Source organism: Oscillospiraceae bacterium MB08-C2-2 (assembly GCA_035621215.1).
Lineage (GTDB): Bacteria > Bacillota > Clostridia > Oscillospirales > Ruminococcaceae > WRAV01.
The window spans coordinates 1,070,558-1,097,452 of the sequence record CP141729.1 but is presented as its reverse complement, the minus strand read 5'-3'; the positions used below and the strand labels follow the sequence as shown (position 1 = coordinate 1,097,452).

General features: G+C 49.1%; 25 protein-coding genes and 2 pseudogenes. 8 read left to right on the top strand and 19 right to left on the bottom strand.

Annotated features, from left to right (window positions below):
* Nucleotides 1-49 precede the first annotated feature (49 nt).
* Nucleotides 50-452, bottom strand: a pseudogene (locus U6B65_04985) (cysteine-rich VLP protein).
* Between the two features lie 346 nt (nucleotides 453-798).
* On the opposite strand from U6B65_04985, the gene U6B65_04980 reads away from it, so the two are divergent.
* The 5 genes and pseudogenes from U6B65_04980 to tnpA (U6B65_04960) all read left to right on the top strand — a co-directional run bounded on the left by U6B65_04980 (nucleotide 799) and on the right by tnpA (U6B65_04960) (nucleotide 4,841).
* On the top strand, nucleotides 799-1,614 hold the full coding sequence (locus tag U6B65_04980) for a helix-turn-helix transcriptional regulator (protein ID WRS28488.1): 816 nt from the start codon (nucleotides 799-801) through the stop codon (nucleotides 1,612-1,614).
* Nucleotides 1,615-1,750: 136 nt separating this feature from the next.
* A complete protein-coding gene (locus U6B65_04975; GenBank protein WRS28487.1) occupies nucleotides 1,751-2,563 on the top strand; it encodes an ankyrin repeat domain-containing protein in 813 nt (270 codons plus the stop codon).
* An 86-nt stretch (nucleotides 2,564-2,649) separates the two neighbouring features.
* Nucleotides 2,650-3,108, top strand: a complete 459-nt coding sequence (locus U6B65_04970; protein ID WRS28486.1) for a hypothetical protein — start codon at nucleotides 2,650-2,652, stop codon at nucleotides 3,106-3,108.
* Nucleotides 3,109-3,179: 71 nt separating this feature from the next.
* A pseudogene (locus U6B65_04965) lies at nucleotides 3,180-3,398 on the top strand (transposase).
* Nucleotides 3,399-4,433: 1,035 nt separating this feature from the next.
* The gene (gene tnpA, locus U6B65_04960; GenBank protein WRS28915.1) at nucleotides 4,434-4,841 is read left to right on the top strand and encodes an IS200/IS605 family transposase; all 408 of its coding nucleotides are present in this window, start codon (nucleotides 4,434-4,436) and stop codon (nucleotides 4,839-4,841) included.
* Nucleotides 4,842-5,284: 443 nt separating this feature from the next.
* On the opposite strand, the gene U6B65_04955 is transcribed toward tnpA (U6B65_04960), so the two are convergent.
* The 5 genes from U6B65_04955 to U6B65_04935 all read right to left on the bottom strand — a co-directional run bounded on the left by U6B65_04955 (nucleotide 5,285) and on the right by U6B65_04935 (nucleotide 9,529).
* On the bottom strand, nucleotides 5,285-7,189 hold the full coding sequence (locus tag U6B65_04955; GenBank protein WRS28485.1) for a M56 family metallopeptidase: 1,905 nt from the start codon (nucleotides 7,187-7,189) through the stop codon (nucleotides 5,285-5,287).
* Nucleotides 7,190-7,191: 2 nt separating this feature from the next.
* On the bottom strand, nucleotides 7,192-7,554 hold the full coding sequence (locus U6B65_04950) for a BlaI/MecI/CopY family transcriptional regulator (GenBank protein ID WRS28484.1): 363 nt from the start codon (nucleotides 7,552-7,554) through the stop codon (nucleotides 7,192-7,194).
* A 306-nt stretch (nucleotides 7,555-7,860) separates the two neighbouring features.
* Nucleotides 7,861-8,454 carry a hypothetical protein gene (locus U6B65_04945; protein ID WRS28483.1) on the bottom strand — a complete coding sequence of 198 codons (594 nt, stop codon included), beginning with the start codon at nucleotides 8,452-8,454 and terminating at the stop codon, nucleotides 7,861-7,863.
* Entirely contained in the window at nucleotides 8,444-8,926 is a 483-nt protein-coding gene (locus tag U6B65_04940) for an RNA polymerase sigma factor (protein WRS28482.1), read from the bottom strand. The genes U6B65_04945 and U6B65_04940 overlap by 11 nt, the downstream gene beginning before the upstream one ends.
* A gap of 210 nt (nucleotides 8,927-9,136) precedes the next feature.
* Complete coding sequence (locus tag U6B65_04935) at nucleotides 9,137-9,529, bottom strand: VOC family protein (protein ID WRS28481.1); 393 nt, start codon at nucleotides 9,527-9,529, stop codon at nucleotides 9,137-9,139.
* Nucleotides 9,530-9,869: 340 nt separating this feature from the next.
* Between U6B65_04935 and U6B65_04930 the strand changes: the two genes are divergently transcribed.
* Nucleotides 9,870-10,130 carry a GlsB/YeaQ/YmgE family stress response membrane protein gene (locus U6B65_04930; protein ID WRS28480.1) on the top strand — a complete coding sequence of 87 codons (261 nt, stop codon included), beginning with the start codon at nucleotides 9,870-9,872 and terminating at the stop codon, nucleotides 10,128-10,130.
* 143 nt (nucleotides 10,131-10,273) lie between these two features.
* Here the strand turns inward: U6B65_04930 and U6B65_04925 are convergent, their stop codons facing one another.
* The 13 genes from U6B65_04925 to U6B65_04865 all read right to left on the bottom strand — a co-directional run bounded on the left by U6B65_04925 (nucleotide 10,274) and on the right by U6B65_04865 (nucleotide 24,288).
* Nucleotides 10,274-10,996 (bottom strand): hypothetical protein, encoded by a 723-nt coding sequence (locus U6B65_04925; protein ID WRS28479.1) that lies wholly within the window; start codon nucleotides 10,994-10,996, stop codon nucleotides 10,274-10,276.
* A gap of 313 nt (nucleotides 10,997-11,309) precedes the next feature.
* Complete coding sequence (locus U6B65_04920) at nucleotides 11,310-11,900, bottom strand: HD domain-containing protein (GenBank protein ID WRS28478.1); 591 nt, start codon at nucleotides 11,898-11,900, stop codon at nucleotides 11,310-11,312.
* A 99-nt stretch (nucleotides 11,901-11,999) separates the two neighbouring features.
* Nucleotides 12,000-12,797, bottom strand: a complete 798-nt coding sequence (locus U6B65_04915) for an ATP-binding cassette domain-containing protein (GenBank protein ID WRS28477.1) — start codon at nucleotides 12,795-12,797, stop codon at nucleotides 12,000-12,002.
* 1 nt (nucleotide 12,798) lies between these two features.
* Entirely contained in the window at nucleotides 12,799-13,710 is a 912-nt protein-coding gene (locus U6B65_04910; protein WRS28476.1) for an ABC transporter permease, read from the bottom strand.
* A 157-nt stretch (nucleotides 13,711-13,867) separates the two neighbouring features.
* On the bottom strand, nucleotides 13,868-14,920 hold the full coding sequence (locus U6B65_04905) for an ABC transporter substrate-binding protein (protein ID WRS28475.1): 1,053 nt from the start codon (nucleotides 14,918-14,920) through the stop codon (nucleotides 13,868-13,870).
* Nucleotides 14,921-15,534: 614 nt separating this feature from the next.
* Nucleotides 15,535-15,816 carry a chorismate mutase gene (locus U6B65_04900; protein ID WRS28474.1) on the bottom strand — a complete coding sequence of 94 codons (282 nt, stop codon included), beginning with the start codon at nucleotides 15,814-15,816 and terminating at the stop codon, nucleotides 15,535-15,537.
* Nucleotides 15,785-16,903 carry a chorismate synthase gene (gene aroC, locus U6B65_04895; protein WRS28473.1) on the bottom strand — a complete coding sequence of 373 codons (1,119 nt, stop codon included), beginning with the start codon at nucleotides 16,901-16,903 and terminating at the stop codon, nucleotides 15,785-15,787. The genes U6B65_04900 and aroC overlap by 32 nt, the downstream gene beginning before the upstream one ends.
* Complete coding sequence (gene aroA / locus U6B65_04890) at nucleotides 16,893-18,149, bottom strand: 3-phosphoshikimate 1-carboxyvinyltransferase (GenBank protein ID WRS28472.1); 1,257 nt, start codon at nucleotides 18,147-18,149, stop codon at nucleotides 16,893-16,895. The genes aroC and aroA overlap by 11 nt, the downstream gene beginning before the upstream one ends.
* Before the next feature lie 47 nt (nucleotides 18,150-18,196).
* A complete protein-coding gene (aroB, locus tag U6B65_04885; GenBank protein WRS28471.1) occupies nucleotides 18,197-19,240 on the bottom strand; it encodes a 3-dehydroquinate synthase in 1,044 nt (347 codons plus the stop codon).
* Nucleotides 19,241-19,269: 29 nt separating this feature from the next.
* Nucleotides 19,270-20,097 carry a prephenate dehydrogenase gene (locus tag U6B65_04880; protein WRS28470.1) on the bottom strand — a complete coding sequence of 276 codons (828 nt, stop codon included), beginning with the start codon at nucleotides 20,095-20,097 and terminating at the stop codon, nucleotides 19,270-19,272.
* Nucleotides 20,098-20,102: 5 nt separating this feature from the next.
* Entirely contained in the window at nucleotides 20,103-21,125 is a 1,023-nt protein-coding gene (aroF, locus tag U6B65_04875; protein ID WRS28469.1) for a 3-deoxy-7-phosphoheptulonate synthase, read from the bottom strand.
* 543 nt (nucleotides 21,126-21,668) lie between these two features.
* Entirely contained in the window at nucleotides 21,669-22,682 is a 1,014-nt protein-coding gene (gene aroF / locus U6B65_04870) for a 3-deoxy-7-phosphoheptulonate synthase (protein ID WRS28468.1), read from the bottom strand.
* 346 nt (nucleotides 22,683-23,028) lie between these two features.
* Nucleotides 23,029-24,288 (bottom strand): Ig-like domain-containing protein, encoded by a 1,260-nt coding sequence (locus U6B65_04865; protein WRS28467.1) that lies wholly within the window; start codon nucleotides 24,286-24,288, stop codon nucleotides 23,029-23,031.
* Between the two features lie 278 nt (nucleotides 24,289-24,566).
* Between U6B65_04865 and guaA the strand changes: the two genes are divergently transcribed.
* Both guaA and tnpA (U6B65_04855) read left to right on the top strand, forming a co-directional pair.
* Complete coding sequence (gene guaA, locus U6B65_04860) at nucleotides 24,567-26,099, top strand: glutamine-hydrolyzing GMP synthase (protein WRS28466.1); 1,533 nt, start codon at nucleotides 24,567-24,569, stop codon at nucleotides 26,097-26,099.
* 174 nt (nucleotides 26,100-26,273) lie between these two features.
* Nucleotides 26,274-26,744 (top strand): IS200/IS605 family transposase, encoded by a 471-nt coding sequence (gene tnpA, locus U6B65_04855; protein ID WRS28465.1) that lies wholly within the window; start codon nucleotides 26,274-26,276, stop codon nucleotides 26,742-26,744.
* Nucleotides 26,745-26,895 lie beyond the last annotated feature (151 nt).

Below are 26,895 nucleotides of genomic sequence, written 5' to 3'. Positions count from 1 at the left end.
CCCCGGAACGGGCTTCAAAAAACCTTGTAAAATGGGGCCTTTTCAGTCCTTAACTGTCCTTTTTGTTCCGTCTGTTTTGGTTGCTTTTGTTCTTCTGCTTGCGGTGTACCTCTTTGGAACAGGCTTCACAGTATTTCGCACGGTTGGAGCCGGGGACGATAGCCGCCCCGCAAACGGCGCACCGCTTCACATCACCGCTATGGAAAAGCTCCGCTTCCAGTGGCTTGTCCAGCGGCAAAACCGCATGACGGAACCATGTACAGCAGACGGAATAGGAAATGCTCTGGACACAGATACATTCCTCCCCGTCGTCCAGCAAAATGCAGTTGCCGTTGTCATAGTTGCAGCACTCCCGGCGTATGAGGGCGTTTGCCCATCTGCGCTGTCCCGGTGTCATATGGGGCAGGGAAACGTCCCGGCTTGCGCTCTAGGGGTTTTATTTTCTCTCTCATGGGGATCCTCCGTTTTCTTTGTCCTGCGCCGTTTCTCCCGAAAGCCGTTCCTGCCCCCTTATGGCGGCGTTTCCCCGTATTGGCACGCTATCCCGACTTCGGGCCAAGTTGGCCCGAAGTGTGGTTCGTGGCGGTGCTTCCCCTGCGGGTGGTATCCCTTTCAGACGGTCATTCACTTGTGCTGTCCATCGATGAACTAACCTAAGTGTATACTTTTTTGACCGCCCCTCCCGTATATCCACAAGGCTGGAAAACAGCCTGAAAATGAAAAATTTCCACGCTTGTGGAAAGGTATGGTATAATGGGGGCAAGCAGAAAATCGAGGCAGGGAAAGGAGGATACGGCTATGAATGTGGCCTTGACGATACAGGAGCGGTTAAAGGATTTGCGGGTGGAACGGAGCCTGACGCTGGAACAGTTGGAACAGCGGACAGGCATTTCAAAATCTGCTTTGGGCAACTATGAAACAGAAGATTACAAGGACATTAGCCACACCAGCATTGTGACACTGGCGAAATTTTACGGCGTATCCGCTGATTATCTGCTGGGTCTGACCGAATCAAAAAATCACCCAAACGCAGACCTTGCGGAACTGCATTTGAGCGATGGAATGATAGAGCTACTCAAAAGTGGGAACATCAACACCCGGCTTCTTTGTGAAATGGCGGGGCACAAGGATTTTGTAAAACTATTGGCTTACATTGAGATTTATGTGGACGGGATTGCAAGTATGCAAGTGCAGAACCTGAACGCCTATGTTAATCTGGCGAGGGACACCATAGAAAAGAAATACCGCCCCGGCAAGCATGACCGCCATATCCGTATCTTGAACGCTACCCACATCAACGAGGACGAGTATTTCCGTCATACGGTTCATGACGATATGGACGGTATCATCAAAGACATAAAGGAAACCCACAGGCAAGACAGCACCAGCGCCCCGGAAACTGATTTTGTGCGAGAATTGAAGCAGGACATGGAGTTTGTTTCCAGCATTGAGGGGAGCGCACAGAAGAAACAGGCTGCCCTGTATTGCCGGCGGTTGGGGATTGACTATACCAAGCTGACTGATGTTGAATTTGAAGTGATGATGCGGGTGCTGCAAAAGTCCAAGCATTTGAAAAGTACGGGCAAGAAAAAGGGCAGGAAAAAACGGAAATGACAAGGCTGGGTGTTGTGGTAGGGTACATGGTAGTACGTTTTAGAAGTAGATGGTTGACAAAGAATATTTTTATAAGGCATATATATAAGAATATTTACATCCCATACGAAGTAAGACAATAAAGGAGATGCTTAACATGAAAAAACTATTTGTTGCTATTCGGCAAAATGATTTGATAGAAGTACAACGTATTTTAGAGAAGAATCCTGGACTTGTGAATTGTGTTGCAAAATCACCGCCTAAATCCGATGATGGACAATCCCCTTTACAAGTTGCAATTAAGCGCGGTGGTGGTTTTGGCGATACAAAAATTATTTCTTATTTGCTGGATATGGGTGCAGATGTTAATTTTATAGAAGATGACAAAGGGCTGAGGCCTCAAGAAATCGTCTGCTTCCCGGTTTTAATGGACATGGTTCGTGCTGTGTATTCCCAAGCAACTCTGCATTCATATAAATATTCCCCAGAAGAAACACGAAGTAAGACCAAAAAATTTATTGAACTTTTTGCATATATGCTACAACTTGGAGCCGACCCCAATAAGATGGATAATCGGTTACGTCCTGTGTGGACAGTTGCCATTTGTGAGGGATACAAGAATAGTGATGAAGCTGAATATCAAATTTTTTTGGCCGATGTCACAACGCAACTTATGGATTTGATGATTACCCATGGTGCAAACATTTATAGATTCTCAGGTTCTTTTCCTAAAGAGGATTTGAGATATACACATTTATATCCTTTTGTTCTCCGCACTCAAATATTGGTTAACAATTTAGTTTTCAATCGTGAACTAACACACGGTTTTTCCGCCGAAGACGAGGTAAATACTGATCGGCCATGGATTGAGTTTATGAAGCCATATTATGCTAAAGATAATCCGTACTATGGTGCAATTGTCTCAGAGGAGCGCAAAGCATTTATTAACGGTTGCGACTATTTGTTATAATATGGGCAATATGTATAGATTGCCTTAGTGGCATAAGGTTAATTATTGAGTAGAAGCTTTAAAAAGGGTTACTAATAGGAGATAAAATGGATAATATAGAACAGCTTTATCAGAAACTTTCAAATATAGACATTATTGAATTTTGGAGGGTAGAAGCAGATTTTGCTGGAGCACTTTGGAGAATGCCAAAAAAACCGCTACGTGCTATTGCTTATTTGACAATAGTAAATTGGCTCGCAATGTCTGTACGACAAGGCGTATGGACGTTTTATGAGGCCGAGGGTAAAGATTCAAACAATATACAGTCTACTGTGCAATATCTAAAGCAATCTGGGGAGCAGGAATTAGCAGATATTTTTGTTTATGGGCTACACGATTACCATAATTCTCAACATGGATATGGGGAGAATCAAATTCTATATCCAGAGGAATGGATAGAAGAAGCCCTGAAAATTGACAACTGGATTTCTGCGCATGAGGAATGGCTATATCAATGGGAACGGGATTTACTTATCAAAAATAAGGATTTGCTTTGCTTATCATAACCCTCCGTGTTTGAGGATGGTATTTAGCTTGGCGGCATAAGATGAATAAGTAATTGCAAAATTTGAGATCGAGGAAAATCATATATACAACCAATATCATTGAGGGACTCAACCAACAATTCCGCAAAATCACGAAAAACAAGCCGTCCTTTACCAATGACGATTCCCTGCTCAAAATCCTGTATCTGGCCTCCAAAAACATTGTCGAACACTGGACAGCCCGTTGCCGAAATTGGGACCAAGTCATCAGCCAGTTGGAAGTCCTATTTGGAGATCGGCAGGTCGGATAATCGGACCGTCGCTTAGGCTTCCCAGCAGGTGGCAGCAGCATTCACGGCTTCGCCGCGCATACTGCCGCCGCCCGCTGGGAGAACGGTCAACACGGCCAATTCCCCACCTTTAATTCGGTGAACAAATCCGTATCTTTTTGCTGTTTTCTTGTCTGTGGAAAAATTGCTTTTACACAAGATTTTCTGGCGTGCCCAAAATTTTCCCGTATATCAGGCCGCTACGCCTATCCAGTCAGTCAAGGGCCGAGTAGTATTTTGCTGACGCAAAATCTCCACTCTTCAACCCTTTGACTGGCTGGATTTTTGCCGTTCCACTGCGCCACCGACAACGGGGAACAGGATAAAACCCTGCCCCGTTGCCGTCCGCTCCATTCTACGTCAAAATCGGCTCCGCTACGTTGCTATAATCTTCAATTTTTCGGTGGCTCTGCCCCCGTGCCCCCGGACTCTTCCAAAGAACAGAGAAAATCAAACGGCGAAAGGCGTTGTCAATGGGAATGTGGAATAGCGGACGAAACGGAGCATATGCCGCAAAAGCCCATTGACATAAGCCGAAGCCCACACTAAACAGCAAGGTTCCCATGTTCTTTTACATGGGAAGCTCTGCCATACGGCGAGTGGGGGGAATTCCAGAGGGGGGAACGCCTCTGGATACCTTGCGGGATTTCGGGCCAAGTTGGCTCGAAGTTCGGACGATTGATGAGGGTTCCATATACGCCCTGTCCGCTGATGAAATCGGCCTGTCATTTGTGGCTCCACGCCACAAATTCCCGCCCGCTTTCCTGCCGCTTCAAATACCCTTGCCCTCCACGGCGGCAACGGCATTTTCACGGCATCGCTGACAGAGCGTATAACACACTACACTTTGCTCCGCAAAGTCGTGCGCCAAGGGGCAAGCCCCTTTGGAATCCCCGACAACAAAAAAGCTGTATATTCCCTCTCCGGGAACATGCAGCCTTTTTGTTGTCAGCAGCCCGTTTCTCGGTCTGCGTGTAGTTCCTTGTAAACTGGCCTAAATGGAGTTGCAAGTACCACATAGTTTTTGCGCCCAAGTATCGTAGAAAGATCTTTTATGGAAATATGAGAGCAGAAAAAGGGAAGATACTGCGAGAACTATGCACATGGAAACAAGTAAACATAGTAGAAGCAGAGGTATGCGCTGACCATATTCATATGCTTGTGGAAATCCCCCCGAAAATGAGCGTATCAAGTTTCGTAGGATTTCTCAAAGGAAAGAGCAGCTTGATGATACACGAAAGACATGGAAATCTCAAATATAAATATGGGAATCGCAGTTTTTGGTGTAGAGGATACTACGTGGATACAGCAGGAAAAAATGCGAAGAAGATAGCGGAGTATATCCAAAACCAATTGGAAGAAGATCAACTTTACGATCAAATCACGCTCAAAGAGTACGAAAACCCGTTTACGGGTAGCAAGTAACAATCCCCTCGCAAATGGCAGATCGTAAAAGACGTCTTGAGACGTGGCTAGTACCATAGGGCTTCGCCCGCATAAGAAATACCACCGGCTACGCCGGTGGATTTTTATTTTAATGCAGGTTTGCAGCGGAAAAGTCCTATAATTCCACTGCATAATCTATTAAATGCTAGGACTTGCCTAGTTTTTAAATTTCGCCTAAAGAGCGCGAGGAGGGCAAGCCTATACTTGCCCTCCTCGCGCTCTTCAAAATATAATGGTTTTATCACTGAGAAACGAATGTTGCCGCGGGGGGATATGTGATAAATTACAAATATGAGCCATGAGATGAAAACGCCGCTGACCGTTATATCGGCCCATGTTCAGCAGGCGGAGGAACTGTCACGGGAGGGGATAAAGCCCGAAGCGGCATATCGAACCGCCCAACCCATTGTTTTCAAATTCTACTATGACAACTGCGCAAACTCACTTTCTCCGCCACCAGTGCCAGCACTGATAATAGCAAAATTACCGCTGCCCAGATCCTTTACGCACAATTCCCGAAACAGGCCTTTAAATGTACCTTTACCGGCAACGCCGTCACCGGGAGCAAAATACTCTTCGGAAGCGGTGGTAATATCGTAGTTTATGCGAACAACATAATGGTAGCTCATGTCTTCCCGATTTTGCCCGGACTTTGGTGTTCCGGAAATAACAGTTACCGCGTTAATATTATAATCTTCAATTCGCTCCACAGGTGGCGTGCTTTCTTCCATGTAGGATTTCAGCCAAATGATGGCAGCCGTTTCGCCAATCACCTGTGGTGGCTCATCGGGCTTGACGAAAAAGGTAAGTTCATCTTGCCGGGCAGGCAGTGCATTTACGGAATCTTCTGTAGAAGAAACTTCTGCTTCAAAAACAATCCATTTTCCATCTATTTTCACTTGAACAAAATCACTACCAAGCACATACTCACTGCCAACAAATCCAAAGTTTGATTGTTCGTGCTCTGCGGGCTTTTTGTTTGGAGAAACACTGGTTTTGATGGTGCCGTCCACTTGATGAGCGGCTCCCAGTGGGCTTTCCTTGCCGGTATCCAAATACAAGGCCCCGTTTATCATGACCATAGGGCGCAAAGCAACAAGCTCCATCGCCCCGCTTGGCTGAAGCTGGATGCTGCTGGCGGTAGCCCTTGCGGGATAAGATTCTTGTAACCCATCAATAAACAGGACAACAGAATCTCCAACTGAAAAATCATCAATGGAAAGCTGTGTTGGTTTACTGTTTGTGGCAAGGGTAATCAGTGCATCTTTTTTCCAGGTTACAATGCACCTGTTGCCAATCACGCTGTTTTCATCAATACCCTCGACAGTCATGCTTGGAGTATCCTTGTCTATTTCAAGAATAATAGCATTGACACCTACAAAAGTGATATTCTTATCTTTAGGGTTTGAGATTAACCCCACAATTACGCCTGTTACAGCTACCGCCGCCGCTAAAATCACCCAAAACGCAGGTTCTTTATAGCTTAGCACATTTTTAATGCGCCCCTTGGTATCACCCTCGCCAAAAGCAAGGGGTGTGCCACCCACCATACGTCTGCCGGAGGCAAGGGTTAGTAGAGAGGAAGAGTAGTCCTTTTTGATGCTGTTTCCCAGCTTTTTCACCACAGCCTCATCACAGGACATTTCCATATCCTTGCCACTTGCAAAAAAGGCAACCCAAACAAGCGGATTAAACCAGTGCAGGCAGAGGACAAAAAAGCTTATCAGCTTTACCAGATGGTCAAAACGCTTGATGTGTGTCTGTTCGTGAAGCAGGATATGCTCACGTTGCCCATCGCTCAAGCGATACGGGAGATAAATTTTGGGTCGAAAAACACCAAGGACAAAAGCGGTGTGGATTTGATCAGATAGATAAATACTATTCTGATAGGGAATCGCGTTTTCCAGCTTCTTTGTGAGTGACCACAGCGATAGAAGACTATAGCTGAGCATAAAAACAGTTCCCGTCACCCAGACCGTGCTGCCGATAAACAGCCAAAACTGTAGCGGGTTCATGCTTGCGTAGGGAGTGGCAGCTGGAAGAAACTCATTGACAGTGCTGTTGATTATGGCAACCCCTGTATCAATCTTGGGCGTTTGCATATAGACAATATCCTGCGCAATCGGGCTTGCTTTGGTGGGCAGCAAGCTGAACACGCTCTCAAAGGAAAATGGACAGATAAGCCGAAACAGCACAACTGACCATAGGGCATAGGAGAATACTTTTGGAATCTTTTTGAGCAGTAGCCGTGTCAGCAGTACAAAAAGGATGACAATGCTGCCTGTAAAACTCATGTTGAGTATTTTAAAAAAAAACTGGTCCAGCATTCCTATTCCTCCTCGTGTTCATCAATCAGCCGTTGTATTTCGTTAATTTCCTTCGGGGTGAGCTTGTTGCGGCGGGCAAATGCCGCTAAGAATTGCGGCAGTGAGCCGCCAAAGGCATCGTTTAAGAACTGCTCACCCTGCGCCGCACCAAACTCGTGCTTGGACATGCGTGATGTCACTATACCGCCATTGTTTTGAAAAATGCCACGCTCGCACAGGCGCTTAAGCATGGTATAGGTGGTTGTGCGCTTCCAGGTAAATTCGTTTTCACAAAGCTCGGTTAAGGCGCGAGAAGTGAGCGGTTCGTTTGCCCAAATCAGATCGGCAAAACGCTGTTCCATCTCGCCCAGCTTATATTTTTCCATTGTATAGCCTCCAGTCGCATGTCATTAGACAGGTTTAGTCTAACACGGGTAGACTGGAGTGTCAATATGGAATCCATCATTTTGTAAAGAGCAGAAAGGAATCCGAAATATGAAAGTCAGAAGCCGCTCACCTGCTTTATGCAAGTATTGGCCGGACTATTCTGGAAATACAGCGAACAAAGAGCCATTGCATCCGAGTAAAGATGCGACGGCTCAATTTGATGGTATTGTATCGGATATATTTACAATCTCATACAAGCACACTTTTTATAATTCCGAGCAGGGTTTTGTTCTGCGCAGAGTGGGTCATTCTTTAAACTCAGAGGGACTTAGGTATCTATAAGGGCTGGTGGAATAACCGTTTTGATACTTTACGGTCATGTACAAGGTTTCTTTGTCGCTTTCTAGCTTGACATAGCAAACCCCGTTCTCAAACTTATCGGTGATGTCAACTTTTTGATTGAACCAATAAACCCAAACGGAGCCATCTTCCTCATATTCAACATCCGGCGCCCTCAGCAGCTCCATGAGTTCTTCTTCTGATGCAGGTATTTCAGTTCCATCGGGTGCGAACGAAACGCCACCTCCACCTTGATGCCCTACATTTCCGTTGCCGTCGGTGTAGTCCATACTGTAATTTCCGTTTCCATCGAACTGGATGGTCGCTTCCGTTTGATCGCCGTGAATCCAGAGCTGAATGGTTCTCTGAATTCCGCCAACATCGGCGGCATATGCCACCGTGGCACTGCCCACAATGACTAAGCAAGCGGCAATAGAAGCAGCCATCACTTTGAACTTATGCTGCCCCTTTGTTTTTTTCATCTTTTCTACCTCCAAAGAAAAATCATTAGAGGCATGAATTGCAGAAAACGCCTGTTTGTATTTTTCTTTATTCGTCATCTTGCCATACCTCCTTTAACGTGTTGCGAAGTGATAATCTTCCGCGCGATAACCTTACCTTCACATTGCTTGGAGTCACTTTCAAAATATCAGCGATTTCATTCACAGAATAATCCTCGTAGTAAAACAAATGGATAACAATGCGATATTTTTCTTGGAGCTTCATTACAGTTTCAAATAATTCAGAGGCTTCTTCTGTCTCAAAAGTCAATGTTTCTATGTAATCCTCCAAGGGCAGCGAGTTGCGTCTGAAAAAAGCATTGTTCTTGTTCTTTGCCTTGTTAATTGCTACCCGGATAAGCCAAGCGCGGATGTATTGTTCTGATTCAAAGTCTTTTTTGTGTGCCAGATACTGGATAAAGGTATCCTGAACAACATCTTCGGCATCTTGTGCGATTTTGCAAATATTAAATGCCACAGCATAAAGACTGTTCCGATATTTCTCAACCAGTATCTCTACAGTTGGTTTCATAAGCATGCTCCTTGATCTGTTTGAAAAGCCTTTCACCAATAATACAAATGATAACATCGAAAGGTTACAAACATTTTGAAATATCAGAGAATTTTATGATAGCCAGAAACAATTATTTAAGTAGTAAAAAAGAGCACACTCAGCTGTGGGAAAAGCCAAGTCTGCTCTTTTAGGTTCTCCTTATGCTAATCATACATGCTTGGCATCTTGCTATAAGATCAGCATACCTTGGTCATCAAATCTAAAATCAGGCCCCCATACAACTTCCCAATAATAACCGTCTAAATCAGCAAAATATGCGTGGTATCCGCCCCAAAAAACCTCCTGAGGCTCTTTCACAATTTTAGCACCAGCACTTCTGGCCAATTCTATTGTTTTATCAACATCCTCTTTGTGTTCCACATTATAGGCTAAGGTGATCCCTCCAAAGCCGCCGGCTATATGAGGTGGCGATTCTTTGCTGATATCTTCTGCCAATAACTCCAAAGGGTAGAGCTCAAGTTTTGTGCCGGGTGTATGAAAAAATACAACTTGGGGACTATTGCTTTTTTCATCTGTTTGGAACCCTAACATGTCCCTATAAAATTGAACTGATTTTTCCATGTTTCTTACACCTAAACAAATGCAGGTAAATTTTATTCATTCCTAGTTCCTCCCTATAAAGTGCAATATCATTTGTTTCTTATGTGCGATTGCCGCGCCCTGGATATAGAAAAGTGTACGATACTCAACAAACACCGTTTTTTGCTTCCAGCTCCCGCTGGCGTCTGATGTCACGGTGCTTTTGTTTGTTGCTTCCCATAATTTTTGTCCTCTTTTCTTTCCATTATACAGAATGATTGCCTGTTCATCAATTCGAATAGGGGGCATTTATGTTTCTGTTCCGAGAAAAAAGAATAAAGCTCCTGACAGATCGGAATAATAACACCAAAGGAGGTGTAATATGGGTATCATTGGATGGATTATTATTGGAGCGCTTGCCGGCTGGATTGCCAGCATGATCACAGGCAACAATAGGGAGATGGGCGCAGGTAAAAATATCCTGGTCGGTGTGATCGGCGCCTTTATCGGCGGCCTTATCATGAATTTCTTAGGTGGAAGCGGCGTTACCGGCTTTAACCTCTGGAGCTTGCTTGTCTCCATCATTGGCGCCGTAGTTCTTTTGCTTATTGTCAACGCATTTTCACGCAGGAAACACGAATAAAATATATGCATATTTTGCTGCACAAGCACTCTGCCATGGCCGGGTGCTTTTTTATTTTATAGTGATACAAAGCGCCCAACCCTGTTAAAAGGCTGTGCGCTTTTTTCCAGTTTATGTGTTGAGGTGCCGACCAAGCTGTCGGATTATTCTGCGAAGCGTCGAATTTCCAGAGCAAAGGCTTGTGGTGGAATGCTTCTGGTTGAGGCACCTGAGAATAAAATACTTAAAGAATCACCCGCTATCAGGTCATCTAAGTTCAGGTAAATCTGGGTTTCCTCGGAATAGTGGAACACCCATTCATCGTTGGTATTCAAGGATGTGAGGAGCAGTCTGCCAGAGCCTTCTTTTTTTTCATCCTTGGTCAGGACTACAAAGGTACCGCTAAACAACACATTTTCTGCCTTTCCCAAATGGTTTAAAGTAAGAGCGGTAATTTCAGTTTCAGCCGACTGTTCCAAGGGCCGGCCATAAAACACCTCTATATAATCCCCCTGCTGCAAAAGCCCAGCATCAAAGCTCATGCGGGTGTTTTCATCTGTCTTGACCGTAACCGAGGCCGGGCCGAAGCTGGTGCCCTGAGCCTGTGTCAACCGGAAGGAATGGAGCTGCCCATCCTGCTGGCGAATGTCATCCACCATGCCCCGGTACATCGCTGCATCCATTACCACAAGGCGTTCCTGTTCACTTGCGGCTGTCTCTTCCAGCTCAGAGGGTTCTTCCGGTAAAGGGATAGGGATGTTTTCTTCCGACGATACAGATTGCTCAGGGGAAGTGGATTCTTTTCCGTTGTTTGAACCGCTTAGGTTGCAGGCAGCTAAGGAGCCTATAAGCAGAAGCCCCAATAAAACCGATGTAATTTTCTTCATACAGATAAAACCTCTTTCTTTTATAAATGCTTTAGAAAACAATCCTGTGGCCAAAACGAGTGAAGAATCGTTTTGAATGCGTTTGAATTTTAAAGATACTGGAAAAGTTCCATACATAAAAACAGTGCGCAAACCAAGTGGATTTTATGCATCCAAAAGCAAAGGTTTTGAAACCAAAATGTGAATAAATTCATAAAAGTAAAAAAGCATCTATAAAAGATGCTTTTAGAGTGATTGCACGGTTTGACTGTGGCGCATCGAAAGAAACTCACGTTTGACCTTTATTGCCCATAATGCTTAGGCGATTTTGCTCTTAGGGGAGTATACTGCCAGCCTCTATCTCACGGTGGATAGTTTCTTCCACAAAAGGCCAGAGGCGTGGAGCGCTGATGCGAACCATATCCATTCGCTGGTATACCTGAGCGGCGGTGATCTTATTCTTTTTCCATGTATGCCCCCCGGTAACCGAATTGTTGACAAAGGGCTGGAGCCGGTCAATAGCGGCTGCATATTGGGAATCGGGGGTTTCCATGGCATCAAATTCTTCCCAAAGGCTGCGGATCTCCTGCCCCTGATCGGGAGGCAGCAAAGCGAACAGGCGGTCAGCGGCCACCCGTTCACGGGCTTCTTTATCCTGATTGCCCTGAATATCAAAGGCGAAGGTATCACCGGCATAAATCTCAATGAGGTCATGAATCAGAGCCATTTTAATCACCCGGCTCAAATCCACCCGGCTGTCTTGGGCATATTCATATAAAAGCATGGCTGTCAGGGCAAAATGCCAAGAGTGCTCGGCGTCATTTTCCCGGCGGGAGCCATCTGCCAGCAGTGTTTGCCTAAGTACATTCTTCATTTGATCCACTTCAATGAGAAAGTGGAGTTGTTTTTCAAAACGTTCATCCATGGTATATCCACCTTTCTTTATGTGGTTAGTATAGCACAGCGCGGTGCTAACAGCAAACATCCCCGGAGAAACACGTGGCTTCTCCGGGGATGTATCAGGTTAATTTAAGAGCATGCGGTCGTTATCCAGCTCTTTGTTGCTTTTTTCCTTAAACTTTTTCAGAAGCTTTTCCACCGTCATTTCTCGGCGGGCTTCACCCTCCAGTTCCAGAACCAAATTGCCGTTATCCAGCATAATGGTGCGGTTGCCCAGCTCCAGTGCTGAACCGATGTTGTGGGTGACCATCAGGGTGGTGATTTTGTTTTCTGCCACGATGCTGCGGGTGAGCTCCAAAACTTTATCGGCTGTGGCCGGGTCAAGAGCGGCGGTATGTTCATCCAGCATCAGCAGCTTGGGGGTTACAATGGTGGCCATCAATAAGGTGACTGCCTGACGCTGCCCGCCTGAGAGCAGGCCCATTTTTGTATGCAGGCGATCCTCCAGCCCCAGATTCAAAAGTGCCAGCTTTTCACGGTATAGCTGGAGGTCCTCTTTACGGGGACCAAAGGAAAAGCGGCGGTTTTGCCGGCTGCGCAGATAAGCCAGTGAAAGATTCTCTTCAATGGTCATATTGGGTGCGCTGCCCATAAGCGGGTCTTGAAACAGCCGCCCCATATGCCGGGAACGCCGATGCTGCTTCTGGTAGGTGATATCCTCGCCATCCAGCAAAATCTGCCCTCCATCCACCCAGAAAAGCCCGGAAATGGTGTTGAGCAGGGTGGATTTTCCCGCCCCGTTCCCGCCGATGACCGTGACAAAATCCCCGGACTTCAGGTGAAGAGAAAAGTCACCCAAGGCCTGCTTTTGGTTGGGCGTGCCTTTGTTGAAGGTTTTGCATACATTGCGGATTTGCAGCATATTATTTGCCCTCCCTGTGCAGCTTAGAGACAGCCCGGTGAAAGGCCCATTTTTCCCGAACCACCGGGTAAGAAATGGCAACCACAACAATCACCGAAGAAATGAGCTTGAGGTTGGAAGGGTTCAGGTTGGCGGAGAGCACCAGAGACAGAATCAAACGGTATAAAATGGAACCCACTGTAACGGCAACGAGATTCCGGGCCACGCTTTTGCGGCCCAGAATCACTTCGCCTATAATGAGAGAAGCAAGAGAAATAACCACCATACCAATGCCCATGCTGATATCCGAAGAGGATTGGTACTGAGCAAGCAGGCCACCGGAAAGGCTGACCAGCATATTGGCCAAGCAAAGACCGATGGTCTTGGTTACGTTGGTGTTGATGGAGGAGGCCCGCACCATTTCTTCGTTATCACCGGTTGCCCGGATGGAAAGGCCAAGCTGTGTACGGAAGAACAATACCAAAAATACAGTGCAGAGCACAACCAAAGCGACAGATACCAGTATCTTGGAAAGGCTGATTCCGCCGATCTGTGCAAGCTCTTCAAAAGGGCTGAACACTGTTTTGATGCGCAGAAGTGAGAGATTGGGGCTGCCCCGCATAATCAACAGGTTAATGGAATAGAGGGAGGTCATAGTGAGGATACCGGCCAGAATGGGCTGGATTTTCAGCTGTGTCTGTAAAAGAGCGGTAATCAATCCGGCTCCCACGCCGCCAGCCATGGCAGCCAACAGACCCAGAAAGGGGTGCCCCGCCAAGGTGCACAGGGCGGAAAGGGCGGCGCCGGTGGTAAAGCTGCCATCCACAGTGAGATCGGCTATATCCAGAATGCGGAACGAAACGAAAAGCCCCATAGCCATAATGGCATAGATCAGGCCCAGCTCAACCGATCCCTGAAAGGCAACAAAGCTCATGACAAAGACCATTCCTTTCATATATGTTCGGGCACAAAAGAACCATAAAGAAGGAATGGTCTTTTTGTGCATCAATCGCGGTTTTCGCCATAGGCGGAGAGCGATTGGCATATCATGTTTAGCGTGAAAAATCACGCTAAACTCCTGTTCTGCAAAATTAAGCGGCGGCTTTTGTGGTGACCAAATCGGCATTCTGGATTCCGGAAACATCCAGCCCCAGAGCCTCGGCTGTTTCAGTGTTGATCACAACACGGTAGTTATCCATGGTGGCTACAGGCAGTTCGGAGATAGCTTTGCCTTCGATGATTTCCACAGCCATCTGAGCGGTCTTTTTGCCCAGCTCTTCGTAATCAATACCCACAGTGGCAAGCCCGCCATCCTCGACCATGGAATCAGCACCGGTATAGAAGGGAATTTTGGCTTTGAGAGCAATGTCGGCGGCCAGCGGCATGGATTTGGCAACGGTGTTGTCAATGGGGGAGAAGATGGCATCCACACGGCCCACCAGGGACTGAACAGCCTGCTGAACCTCGCTGGAATTGGCAACGGTCACCTCGGTGTATTTCATACCGTTGGCATCCAGGTAGGCTTTGGTTTCCTTAATAACCGAAACGGAATTATCTTCGCCCAGATTGTAAACAAGGCCGAAGGTTTTGTCATCGGGCCGCAGCTCCTTGGCAAGAGCAAAGATGGATTCAACGGGGATAGAATCGGAGGTGCCGGTGATGTTTCCGGAAGGCTTGTTGGCATCATCTACCAAACGGGCCCCTACAGGGTCGGTGACAGCGGAAAAGAGGATGGGAATTTCAGTGGTGGCAGAGGCCATCGCCTGAGCGGTGGGGGTGGCAATGGCTACAATCAGATCAACCTGATTGCCTACAAAGGTTTGGGCGATGGAATTGAGGGTGGATTGCTCGCCCTGCCCGTTTTTGTAATCGATGGTTACCTTATCGGCTCCGTAACCCAAAGCCTCCAGCTCTTCGGTAAAGGAAGTGCGGATGGTGTTGAGAGAAGGGTGCTCCACAAGCTGTGCAAGGCCAATGGTAAAGGTTTCGCCGCTTTCCGAAGCGGAAGCCGCCGCAGAGCTTTGAGCCGCAGGTGTTTCGGAAGATGCGGGCGCTTGGGAGGAAGCTGCGCCGCCGGAGCAGCCGGCCAGCAGGGAAACAGTCAGCAGAGAAGCGGTTAAAAGGGCTTTTATATTTTTCATCATAGTAATCACTCTTTCTTATAAAAATTTAAGGTGTAATGGCTTGGGTGATTAAGATCATGAACGCCGCCATCGCCCGGCGGGAGCAAAGCTCTTATCAACAAAAGGATTCATTTGTTAAAGCCTCTTTTCACTAATCAGTATCGGAAGGTTGCCGGGAGAAAATACGTTACAAAACAAAAAACACCTGCCCTTGTTTCAAGGACAGGTGTTAAACCTGCGGTACCACCTTGATTGCCTAAAATCCACCTTTAACAGCGGAACGGCCATCTCATACGGAATGCCAACACATTCCAAGGCTCTGTAACGTAAGCCCCACGTCTTGCATACTCAGCCCGATGGCCTTTCAGCTCGCCCTCAGAGGCCCATTTGTCCCACCCGCATTCCTATCCGGCTCCCAGCCCCCCGGACTCTCTGTAAGTGCGCCTTGGGTTTAATCTCCTCATCAACGGTTTCTTCTTTTTTATTAAAGCATGGAAAAATTCATTTGTCAACGGGGTGCTGAAAAATATTTTTGAAAGTAGGTACAGGGCCTCAGCCGGCCTCGTTTCGCCTTTGGCGAAACCCGCAGGCAAAGCCTGCGGCCGCAGCTGCGCTGCGAGAGGCCGGAGGGACGCTCACTTCTCTGCCTGCTCTGCCTCAGCTATGAGCTGAGTCTGCATATCCCGGCTGATGGCCAGCATTGCCTGAAAGAACCGCTCAGCTTCCAGCGGGTAGCTTCCGGCATTCTGCACCACCTTGGCGAGAATAACAGCTTCCCGGTCAGAGTGAAGAACCGGAAGCTTTTCCCGCAGCTTGTATCGGGCCACACCCTCCACAATTTCCATGCGTTGGAGAAAAAGGGTAAGAAGCTGCTCATCGATGGAATCAATCTGCTCGCGCAGCTGGTCTAAATCCATGGGGAACACCTCCTTCCAGCAGGCAGTCCAGCAAAGCCAGTGCCATGCAGGCTTCCACGCAGGGAACCGCCCGCAGCACCACACAGGGGTCATGGCGGCCCCTGATTTGCAGGGGAGCGTCCTCCTGCTTTCTGAAATCCACTGTCTGCTGGGTCTGGGCAATGGAGGGCGTGGGCTTAAAGGCCACACGCATCACAACCGGCATACCGCTGGAAATCCCACCTAAAATGCCGCCATGGTTGTTGCTCTTGGTTCTGACTTGCTCACCTTCCATATAAAATGAGTCGTTGTTCTGGCTTCCGGTGAGCTGTGCGGCCTCAAAGCCTGCACCGAATTCAATTCCCTTAACAGCGGGAACCCCAAACATGATGGATGCCAGCTTGTTTTCCAAGCCATCGAAAATCGGGGAACCGATCCCCACAGGAACCCCCACAGCGGCGCATTCCACAATGCCGCCCACCGAATCCCCTTGGCTGTGAGCGGTCTTGACTGCCTGCTCCATGGCCTGACCGGCGCTGTCGTCCAGTACTGGGAAGGCCTTAGAGGTCACTGCTTCCAGAAGCTCTGCATTCACCGCAACCGGATCAAATGAGGTGTCCTTGATGCCGTGAATCTGGGCGATATGCCCGCCGATGACAATGCCCCTGCGGGCTAAAATCTGCTTGGCGATGCCGCCTGCAAACACCAGAGGCGCAGTCAGCCGTGCGGAGAAATGCCCACCGCCCCGCATGTCGTTGTAGCCGCTGTAGCGGATAAAGCCGGTGTAATCCCCGTGGCCCGGCCGGGCCAGAGCGGACATTTCCTTATAATCCCCCGAGCGGGTATCGGTGTTTTCCAGCACACCGCAAAGAGGAGTACCGGTGGTGTGACCTTCAAAGAAGCCGGAAAGGATTTTTACTCCATCGCTTTCTTTGCGGGCGGTAGAAAGAGCACTTTTGCGGGGAGCCCGCCGGGCCTGAAAGACCGCCAGCTCCTCCATATCGATTGCTTCTCCGGCCGGGAGGCCATCCAGCACCACGCCGATTCCGTTTCCGTGGCTTTCCCCAAAAATGGAAAGCTTTATATTTTTGCCCCAGCTAGATGACATGGCAAATTCCTCCCAGCTTTTCAAAATCCTTGTAGAAATCGGGATAGCTTTTATCCACACACTGTGCCGAACGGATAATCACCGGAGAAGCACACCTCAGTGCTGCAATGCTCAGCGCCATGGCGATGCGGTGATCATCAAAGCTGCTGACACTCCCGCCGCCCAGCGGCACCCCACCGGTTACAGTCAGGCTATCCTCAGTCTGTTCTACCTTGGTTCCCAGAGCGGTTAGGCCTTGGGTCATGGCATCCAACCGGTCGCATTCCTTAATGCGCAACCGCCCCACGTTGCTAAACCGGGTTACACCCTGTGCAAAGCAGGCTACCACGGCAAGAACTGGCACCAAATCGGGGATATCCTCCCCGTCGATTTCGATGCCGCTCAGCGCTCCGGGCGAAACGGTGACCGCATCCCCATCCCACTGAACCAATGCTCCCATCTTTTCCAGCACAGAAAGCACCGCTCGGTCACCCTGTGCCGTATCCCGGGAAAGGCCGGTTACAGTGACAGGTGTCTGAATCGCCCCGGCGCACAGCCAGAAGGCCGCCCCGGAGAAATCCCCTTCCACCATACTATTCCGGGGTCGATAGGTTTGGTGACCCGGAATGCGCCAGCCGGTGGGCAAAGTTTCCACCACAACGCCGAACTGCGCCAGCATCGAGAGGGTCATATCCACATAGCCCTTGGAGGCCAAGGGTGTGGTGAGTATAATTTCACTGTCTCCCGCCAATAGGGGCAGTGAAAACAGCAGCCCGGTTATAAACTGGGAGCTGATATTTCCCGCAATGGTATAGCGGCCGGGGGTGAGCCTTCCGCTGATAGTCAGAATTTCGTCCCCTTTTTTCTCCACGGTCACCCCATGGGAGCGAAGCTGTGAAACCAGCGGCTCCAAGGGGCGGGTGGGGAGCTGGCCCCTGCCGTAAAAGGAGGCCGTTACCCCCAATGCAGCGGCAATGGGGATGAAAAAGCGCAAAGTGGAGCCGCTTTCATCGCAATCCAGCACAGCCTGAGCAGGCGGCGTTTTGATACCGTTCAGCGTCAGAGAGGAAGATGTCAGGGTACCTTTAGCACCCAAGGCAAGGGCGGCGTTAAAGGTAGCCAGCATATCCCTTGTTGAGGTAATGGGCGCAATGTGGGAATCCCCTTTAGCCAGCATGGCGCAGATTGCCGCCCGATGCGCCGCGGATTTGGAGGGCTGTGCGGCCACAGAACCGCTCAGGGAAGAGGGCGTGATGGATATGTCCAAAACAGGTAAACCTCCTTGGTGTAGGGTGTGAGAACAGGGTGCGCTGATCAGCTCAGAAAAGCCGCCAGCTTGCCGATCTCCACCGGATGGAGGCGGCATTTACCCATACAGTCCAGCACCACCAGATTAATCAGATCGCCATCCCGTTTTTTATCCCCACCAGCCAAACTGGCCAGTTCCTCGGGGGAAAGATGGGTGGAGGTGGGCAGGCTGTAGCGCTCCAAAGCTTCGATCAGGCGCTGGGTGGTGCCGGTTGGGGTCAGACCCTGTTGCTCGCTGGCCCGGGTAATCACCACCATACCGGCGGCTACCCCCTTGCCATGGGCAATGGAAAAACCGCTTTCCTTTTCAATAGCATGCCCAAGGGTATGCCCAAAATTGAGAATCTGCCGCAAGCCGGTATCCCGCTCATCCTCCGCCACCACATCCGCCTTAATCTGCACACAGCGGGCGATGATGGCTTCCAAATGCTTGCGGGCTCCGCCAAACTCCATCAGGGAAAAGAGCTTTTCATCCCAGATACAGCCGTATTTAAGAGCCTCGGCCATACCATCGTTGAAGCAGTCCTCGGTCAGGGTATCCAGCGTGTCGGTATCACAGATGACCATACGGGGCTGGTAGAAGCTGCCCAGCAGGTTTTTGCCCTGGGGGATGTTCACAGCGGTTTTGCCTCCCACCGAGGAATCAATGGCTGCCAAAAAAGTGGTGGGAATCTGAATATAAGGAATACCCCGCAGATAAATGGAAGCGGCAAAGCCTGCCATATCCCCCACAACGCCGCCGCCAAGGGCAACCACCACATCGGTGCGGGTCATGGTATGCTCCAGCAGAAAGTTAATGATTTCCAGAGCGGTATCCAACTTCTTGGAACCTTCTCCATGAGGGAAAGCAAAGGTATGCACTTCCAGCCCGGCACAGCGCAGGGATTCCTCTGTCTGCTTGCCATAAAGACCGTTTACCGTATCATCGGTGACAATAACCGCCCGCTTGGAGCGCAGACTTTCTTTCAGCAGACGGCCGCAGTCGGGGAGTATTCCCTGCCCGATATAGACCGGATAGGCACGCCCGGTTTCCACCTGAATGGTTTTCATATGGATTGCCTCCTTGTTATCAAAAGGGCTTAGCTCAGCTGTTCTTTGAGCAGGCGGCCCTGACGAAGCTGTTCGTGCAGTGTCTTTTCATCCTGTGTATCCAGCGAATGCCGGAAGGCGGTCAAGTTCTCGATAAGCACCCCCAGCTGGTCAGAAAGATAATCCCGGTTAAGCAGAAAAAGCTGGGTCCACATATCCTCGTTGAGCTTGGCTACACGGGTTAAATCCCGGAAGCTGCCCGCTGAAAAGCCCATAAATTCCCGTGCGGTGGGGCTTTGAATGTAGGCACTGGATAAAATATGAGCCAGCTGAGAGGTGTAGGCGATGATTTCGTCGTGGTGCTCGTCGGTGGTCAGGGTGATTTTCCCGAAGCCAAGGCTGCGGAAGAAGTCACCGGCCTTTTCCACCAAATGAGAGGGAGTAGAGGGGTAAGGGGTTAAGATCATAGCTGCCCCCAGAAACAGGTCGGGCACCGAGCTTTCAAAGCCCCACAGGGCCCTTCCCGCCATGGGATGCCCCCCGATAAAGGTGATGTCGGTTCCGGCAAACAGGGCTTCTACCTCTCGGCAGACTGCCCGCTTGACACCGCACAGATCGATGATCATAGAGCCCGGCTTGAACTGCTCCCGGTGCTCCTTAATAAAGGTGACCGCATCGGTGGGGAAAAGGGCAATCAAAACCAGATCACACTGCCCGTAGTTTCCAAAGGCATCTTCATCTACAGCACCGGATTCCAACGCCTGCTCCAGAGACTCCTGACTGCGGTCACAGCCAAAAACCCGATGATCGGTGTTCAGCTTAATGGCTTTGGCCATAGAGCCTCCAATAAGGCCCAGACCGATTATTGCAACATTCATAGCCACTATCCTTTTCTGGCAAATTCTTTGCCGGCCACGCCAGCCAGCGGTGCAAGCCGACTCATAAAGGCTTCAAAATCAGTGGGACGCAGAGATTGGGCCCCATCAGAAAGGGCATGCTCCGGGTCGTTGTGAACTTCCACAATGAGGCCGTCCGCACCCACGGCAACGGCGGCTCTGGCAAGAGGCTCCACCATCCATGCAATGCCGCAGGCGTGGCTGGGGTCAACCACCACCGGCAGATGGGAGCGGGATTTCAGGAAGGGAACGGCAGAAAGATCAAGGGTGTTGCGGGTGGCGGTTTCGTAGGTACGAATGCCACGCTCACAAAGGATTACATTCTTATTGCCGCCTGCCATGATGTATTCAGCGCTCATGAGCAATTCTTCCAAGGTGTTGGCAAGTCCTCTTTTGAGGAGAATGGGCTTATCCAAATGCCCCAGCTCCTTGAGCAGCTCAAAGTTCTGCATGTTGCGGGCGCCTACCTGAATTACATCCACTTGCTCAAAGAGGGGAATATGCTCGATGCTCATGATCTCGGTGACAATGGGGAGACCGGTCAGCTTTTTGGCTTCTAAAAGCAACTCAATGCCCTCGGCCCGCAAACCCTGAAAGGCATAGGGGGAGGTGCGGGGCTTAAAAGCGCCGCCACGGAGGAAGGTGGCACCAGATTCTTTTACTTTTTGGGCAACAAAGCAAATCTGCTCTTCGGATTCCACCGAGCAAGGGCCTGCGATCACATGGAGGTGGCCTTCACCAAACAGACGGCCGGAAATGTTGAGGATAGTATCATCGGGGTGCATCTTGCGGTTGGCATTTTTGTAAGGCTCCTGAATGCGCTTGACATCCTCCACAATGGAGACAGATTTGATCATGTTCAGGTCTATGGAGGTGGTATCTCCAACAAGACCAATGATGGTGGTTTTTTCACCAACAATCACGTTGGTTTGCAGCCCCATGTCATGAACCCAGTCAATAAAGGTGTTCAGCTTATCCTCTTGTGTATGCGGTTTGACAATTACAACCATGCTTGTATCCTCCTTCAATTTGCATCCCGGCATACAAAAAGCCGGCGCTTTTTTACCAAAAGCACCGGCTGTACATATACAGAGAAAAATGTACCGACAATGATGGGCTTATGCCTTTGGCAATATTAAATTTTCCCATGTAAAATAGCCTGCGCTAAAATAATAGCCCAGGTCAGCAGAATAGTTGCTGTTTTCTTTACATGAAAAAACCAACATATTGACAAAATCCTTCCGAAAGCCCTGTATATTTATCCACTATACTCCTGTTTAAGCCGCAAGTCAACATTTTTTTGCATGATATATAGTCAATAAACCCGAAAACAACGAAACTATCGTTTTCAGAAGCAAGCAAAGCTTGCTTTGCGCCAAAGGCGCAGTTTTTGCCTCTTAGTATGCCGTTCTCCCACTTTGGAAAAGAAGGAGAACACAGCATTCTGCTGTGTGTCTGAAAACGAGTACACTTGTTTTCAGACATGGCTACTATAGGCCCAATCAATGTGGCTGTTGGCTCTGCCATAGGCAGAACCAACGGCACACTTTTGATTAACGGAAGCTTTTACCAACGGCTTGTGCCACCGGCTCAAGGCGGCCCATAAGAGCCTCAAAATCAGTGGGGCGCAGAGATTGGGCCCCATCGGAAAGGGCGTGCTCTGGGTCGTTGTGAACCTCCACAATGAGACCATCCGCACCCACGGCAACGGCGGCTCTGGCAAGAGGTTCCACCATCCATGCGATGCCGCAGGCGTGGCTGGGGTCAACCACCACCGGCAGATGGGAGCGGGCTTTTAGGAAAGGAACGGCGGAAAGATCAAGGGTATTCCGGGTGGCGGTTTCGTAGGTACGGATGCCACGCTCACAGAGGATTACATTTTTGTTTCCGCCTGCCAGGATGTATTCGGCGCTCATGAGCAGTTCTTCCAAGGTATTGGCAAGTCCTCTTTTCAGCAGGATGGGTTTATCCAAATGGCCCAGCTCCTTGAGCAGCTCAAAGTTCTGCATGTTGCGGGCGCCCACCTGAATCACATCCACTTCTTCGAAGAGGGGAATATGCTCAATGCTCATGATTTCGGTGACAATGGGGAGACCGGTTAGCTCCTTAGCCCTGAGAAGCAGCTCAATGCCCTCGGCCCGCAGACCCTGGAAGGCATAGGGAGAGGTACGGGGCTTAAAGGCGCCGCCACGGAGGAAGGTAGCGCCGGATTCCTTCACCTTTTGGGCAACAAAGCAAATCTGCTCTTCGGATTCCACCGAGCAGGGGCCTGCGATCACATGGAGGTGGCCTTCACCAAACAGACGGCCGGAAATGTTGAGGATAGTATCATCGGGGTGCATCTTGCGGTTGGCGTTTTTGTAAGGCTCCTGAATGCGCTTTACATCCTCCACAATGGAGATGGACTTCACCATGTTCAGGTCTATGGCGGAGGTATCTCCCACCAGACCCACAAGGGTGGTTCCGTGACCGTGGGAAATATGGGTGGAAAGATCCATGCTTTCGACCCAGCTGATAAACTGCTGGAATTTTTCCTCAGGGGTATTGGGCTTGATGATTACAATCATGACGCGGCCTCCTGCAAATTTTATTTTAGAAAAAATAAAACGCCGGTGCTTTTTTCCAAAAGCACCGGCGCAAAGATTACACCTATTTGGTCAGGGAGACCTTTCAGCCTCCCAAGCTTTCGGCTAAGCACATTCTTTTTTCCAAGCTAAAATAATCCGGGCGATAATAGCCCAGATAACCGTAGGTATAAACAGCGTTGGAAAAAAGCTTAGCCATGAAAGGCTCCTTTTTCGAGCAAAATTCTTTGTGGTAACTTTACACCCGGTAAAGGGCTTTTGTCAAGAAGTATTTTCATAAAGGGTAAAAATAATTAAAAGATGTGGGTGGTGTTCTTGGTATCTCAACTCAAGCAGAGCGATGGGAATGCTTATACAGCTGCCAAATCAGATCAGCACAGTAGCTGTTGGTTAAAGGCTGGGAAGGGTGGGCGGAACCGTCGTAAAGATCCAGCATTTTATAGGCGGCCAAATCCATATAGGACTGCATGGCCCAGCTTGGAATATCCGATAGATCGCTTATTTGCAGGTTGTATTGCTTCACATCGGTGATACCCGCCGCACGATCAGTAAGAATCACGGCCTCTGCCCGGGTCGGGATCTGGTCGGGAAGAAAATCCTCATTTTTTGCAAGGATACCCAGTGCAAGGCCTTGCTTCACATAAGGCTTGAGCCAGCTTGGGATGATACTGTCGCTGGGCAGGCCGGTGTTGACTGTGGGGGGGAGGCTCTTATCCTGCCCGATAGCCGCCAGCAGCATAACCAGAAATTCGCCTTTTGTCATTTGGTGTTCGGGATAGAAGAACCACTGGTTGCCCACCCGCTGGCCGGTGGCCACACCACTTTGGTGCAGCTTTATTGCGGCATAAGCAGAAGGGCTATTTTTCATATCAGTAAAAACAAATCCGAGAGGGCTCTTTTCGATTTCAACGTTGATCGTTGCTTCTTTTGAAAAATTGTAGGCGCTGTCCACGGCACACACAGTGAAGCTGTCCGGGCCGATCATGTTCTGGTATGGACGATAGCGAAAGGCTTTTCCGTCAAAGGTTACCTCACCCCGGGTGGGGCGCTGTGTGACTTGAATGCTCACGGCATCGCCTTCGGAATCGTAAACATTCAGGTAACTCTGCACAGCAATGTTTTCCACGGTGGAAATACTCATGCCCTCCACAACGGGGGGCAGATTACCACTGGCCAGCCCCTTAATGGAAAGGCTCGCCGTGACCGCTTCACCCCCTTGGGGGATAAAAGAAAAGCTGCTGTTCACAAGCTGTTTTTCTGGCTCAAACGTCAGCCTCTGAATTTCGCTGCGGGTCAGCCGCTGGTATTGGAGCACTGGTGTTTCTCCCAGCATCAGGCGGCCTTGCCGGGGATCGGGAAGAGAGGTGATGGTAAGTCCTTCCAGCTCGCCGGGCTGCAAAGAGGTTCGAAGCTCTAAATCCCGCGCCGAAAAGGAGAGAACTTCGCCTTGGGTGACCGAAATAACACCATTTACCAGCCGGGGTGAGCTCAGGGCGGTTCGCATAGAAAAGGGGCTGAGTGCCAGCACACCCACGCTCATGGAATAAGCAGATAAAACGCATAGTAAAGCTATTTTAAGACGTTTCACAGAAATCGCCATCCTTTTTGCTAAGAGTTTCCTGCATTGTGGCCAAGATTTTTAGGCTGTAAAACTATTCTTAGCAAAGGCTCTCGGTTTATGCGAAGGCACGGGTGCATGGTTTTGATGCAGGCAATGTCCAGCGAAAAGAAAATTCCTCAAAATTCTCTGTTTCGTACGAAAAAAGCAGAATTATTTTGTTTAATGCAAGGGTTACACTTGACTTTTTGGGGATGAACATGTCAAAATATACGGTAGAAAGAAACTAAGAAAGTCGAGGAGCATCCATGGCCAATCAAATGATTCTGATACTGGATTTTGGCGGTCAGTATAATCAGCTTATCGCCCGCCGTGTCCGGGAATGCAATGTATATTGTGAAGTTCATCCCTATAAGCTTTCTTTGCAGGAAATTAAAGCAAAGAACCCCATCGGGATCATCTTCACCGGAGGGCCCAACAGCGTTTACGCAGAGGGTGCGCCCTCGGTGGATGCGGAGATTTTCCGTTTGGGTGTTCCGGTTTTGGGGCTTTGCTATGGCGCTCAGCTCATGGCCCATAAATTGGGCGGGCATGTAACCTCTCCCGATAACCGGGAATACGGCAAAACCGATACCTTCTTTAAGCAGGACAGCCTTTTGTTTAAGGGCCTGCCCGAAAAGGCTGTTACTTGGATGAGCCATACCGATTATATCGATCAGCTCCCTGAGGGTTTTTGCACCACGGCCCACACCAATGCCACTCCTGCTGCCGCTTTGGAGGATACCTCCCGCCAGCTGTATGGCATGCAGTTCCATCCCGAGGTGGTGCATACCCAGAATGGCATTGTTATGCTGAAAAACTTCCTTTTCAACGTTTGCGGTGCAGCCGGCGACTGGACCATGGAGGACTATGCCAAAACGGCTGTGGAAACCATTCGCAAGCAGGTTGGCGACGGCAAGGTGCTGCTGGCTCTTTCCGGCGGTGTGGATAGCTCTGTGGTAGCGGCGCTGCTCAGCGAAGCGGTTGGAAGCCAGCTGACCTGTATTTTTGTGGATCACGGACTGATGCGCAAAAACGAAGGGGATGAGGTTGAGGCTGTTTTCGGCAATAAGGATATCAATTTTATCCGGGTCAATGCGGGAGAGCGTTTTCTTGGCAGGTTGGCCGGGGTTACTGAGCCGGAAGCCAAGCGCAAGATTATCGGTGAGGAGTTTATCCGGGTCTTTGAGCAGGAAGGCAAAAAGATCGGCAAGGTGGATTTTCTGGCTCAGGGTACCATCTATCCTGATGTCATTGAATCCGGTACCGGCGATGCCGCTGTGATCAAGAGCCACCACAATGTGGGCGGGCTCCCGGATTTTGTGGATTTCAAAGAAATTGTGGAGCCTCTGCGCCTGCTTTTTAAGGATGAGGTTCGCCGTTTGGGTACTGCGCTGGGCCTGCCGGATACCCTTGTATGGCGCCAGCCTTTCCCGGGTCCCGGCCTTGCCATTCGGGTAATCGGAGAGGTTAGCGAACCCAAGCTGGCTATTTTGCGTGAAGCAGACTTTATTTTCCGTGACGAGGTGGTAAAAGCTGGCCTTGACCGGGATATTCACCAGTATTTTGCGGTGCTCACCGATATGCGTTCGGTTGGCGTTATGGGCGATGAGCGCACCTATGACTATACCTTGGCCCTCCGTGGCGTGACTACCTCCGACTTTATGACAGCCGATTGGGCACGCATTCCTTATGAGCTGCTTGAGCGGATTTCCGGGCGTATTATCAACGAGGTGCGGCATATTAACCGTATTGTATATGACATTACCAGCAAGCCCCCTGCAACCATTGAGTGGGAATAACGAATACCCAGCCGCAAATCCTGATGAATACAGGGTTTGCGGCTTTCTTTTGCTTAAGAACCACCGGCTTTGCCGGTGGAGAAAGACCTTATAGGTATGGACAAGAAAAAAGCTCCCCGATATATTAAAAGTTAAGGTCTGCCAACCTAACTAAAAAATCGAGGAGGTCTTTAAATGAAAGACATAAACAGTTTAGAACATACCAAGTGGAGATGTCAATACCACGTAGTATTTGCACCAAAATACAGGAGACAAGTAATATATCGGGAAATTAAAGCAGACATAGGGTTTATCCTAAGGAAATTGTGTGATCAAAAAGGGGTAGAAATTATAGAAGCGAACGCATGTCCAGATCACATCCATATGCTAATCAGTATACCACCAAAGTTTAGTGTATCGCAGATAATGGGGTATCTAAAAGGGAAGAGCAGCTTAATGATATTCGACCGTCATGCAAATTTGAAGTACAAATATGGAAATAGGCATTTCTGGGCAAGAGGGTATTATGTGGATACAGTAGGGCGGAATAAAAAGCAGATACAGGAGTATATCAAAAAGCAATTGGAGGAAGATGAGCTATCCGATCAGATGAGTCTCAAGGAGTACACTGACCCGTTTACGGGTAGCAAGAACACCAAGGCATAAAAACGTACCCCTTTAGGGGTTGCCCGAGAAAGCAATGCGGATGGCAGATCTTTCGGGACCCCTTTAGGGGTACTGTCTGTATTGTGCCCTTCTAGGGCTTATTCAAGCCTCCGGCTTAGCCGGAGGTTTTGACTTCATCTCCGAGTACACA